The organism is Vibrio sp. T13N, from assembly GCF_032970445.1.
Taxonomy (GTDB): Bacteria; Pseudomonadota; Gammaproteobacteria; order Enterobacterales; family Vibrionaceae; genus Vibrio; species Vibrio diabolicus.
Map to the genome: position 1 here is coordinate 1 of NZ_JAWJYE010000050.1, position 1,872 is coordinate 1,872.

A 1,872-nucleotide genomic window follows, 5' to 3' on the forward strand; every position below is an offset into this window, starting at 1 on the left:
CTTCACGAGTGGTTAAAGCCCCAAAATCATGCTCAATAATATCATGAACAGACTGCATAGCTTCAGGCCAGTAGGAACCTTCAGCAATAATGATCTCTTCTACAACTTCGGAAATAGGTATATATTCAGAATATTTAATTAAAGGCCTCATTTCATACCCTAAGATATTTTTAATTTTACCAACTGAACGACCTTCCTTTATTAAATCAGACATAATGTCAAGGCAGCTTCTCCAGTAGTTGTATATTTCGCTTTGTTTGCTTGGATGCCACTCTTTTAGTACTGGTCTTGTTCCTTGATATTCTGCACCTACCATTCTTGATGATGAATAAGTGTCCATTGCAGCTTTTATTGACTCTAGTGCCAACAGATCTGAAGGATCATCATTTACACTTACGACTCGATTTAATACCTGAAGTCGGTCATGAAAATTTGCTTCTGTACCCGATAAATAGCATCTAAATAATTGGGTAAACTGCCCCGTAGCGTTGTTCCCATAACTTTCATTTTCATTCAATGCTAATTTAAATAAGCACCAAGCACTTTTGTCGAACTCAGATTTATGGAAAGCTAACATTTCGAGCGCCCAAACAAAGTTGCGTCTGGAGTCGTGCTTTATAGCCTTGATCTGAACATCACTTAATGTATTAAGGATTCTATAGATTAAGTTTGATGTAGCGTTAGGATTCACTTCAACCAAGCCACGGAATAGGCGTGAACCCTTTGTGCTTAACAACAATTCCGGGCGTCCAAAAGGGCTACATGGCTCACATAGTCTAGCTACAAAAGCTTTAACTTTTTCTGATGAATCAAGGTATTTAACTTGAGTGCAAAAGCTACCAAGAAGGCTATCAGGAAGAGTGCTAATCAGTTCTTCCAGTTCATCGTGAATATTCTCATCCCACCAACGACTGGCCAAATGCACCGCAAGAGGTTTTGGGACAACTCTTGCAAAACGTCCTACACGATTGATAATTTTGTGGTTCTCAAAAGTGCAGAGCACTGAGCCAAACTCTTGTCTACTAGATTTTGCTAGCTTTATAATAAAGTCCGCTTGTTCCAGTCCTTCTTGCTCAACCCCAAAAACATCAAACAACGAACAAGCTTTTAATATACGTTTGTGCTCCTCAGTTAAATTTCCATCTGCGTTGATTAGTTTATCCGCAAAGTCTTTTTCAGATAGCTTAGGACTTAAAATCCCTTCATCTCTAAACCGCTCTGCTAATAATATTGCTAGTAACGGAAAACCCTCAACAAAAGAAACAATTTTTGATAGTTCTTGTTCATCAAATTGTGGTAAAAGCGGATGTATTAATTTCTTAACAGATTCATCATCTAGTTTAGTTATATGTATTTGTGGAGATGTATCAACTTCGTCATTGTAGTAGTTGACCGTTATTATGCGTAAATTTGATTCCGTTCTCTGAAGTTCAACTGCCAAATAATCATGAAGTTCTTTTTCACAATGCTCTAATATAACCAAGCCAAATGCTTTATCTTTAATAGCACGTTTGACATTTTCCCTAATTTTATCAACATTTCTTGTTGTATTAAAAACCAGAACATTCTCTTCTTTTAAGTCTTTATTATTATTTATATACTCAATAATCAGTCTTGATTTTCCCAACCCTGATAGGCCAGTTAATCTTACGATAGAGTTTGGTTTTGCTAGTGCTTCGTTTAAAGAACTAAGGTTCTCTGCTCTGGTGTCATCTAATACGAGGTCATGACTGTGTCTTCTTCCATTATCGTGCGCTAACCAACCTTCATAGTTTTCTGATGAACTATAWGAAGTTAACGACTTCTGGCAGTCTGATGACTACTATTTAAACTTTGAAACGTTAAATCTAATTGCTGAGGTAGATGACATCG

The 1,872-nt window shown here is 36.9% G+C and carries 1 protein-coding gene; it reads right to left on the minus strand.

The genetic code is table 11. The annotated features are described in order from the left end of the window. Positions 1–1,627: hypothetical protein (locus R2S67_RS22685; RefSeq protein ID WP_317347164.1), on the minus strand; the 1,627-nt coding region annotated here is incomplete at its 3' end. Positions 1,628–1,872: the final 245 nt, after the last annotated feature.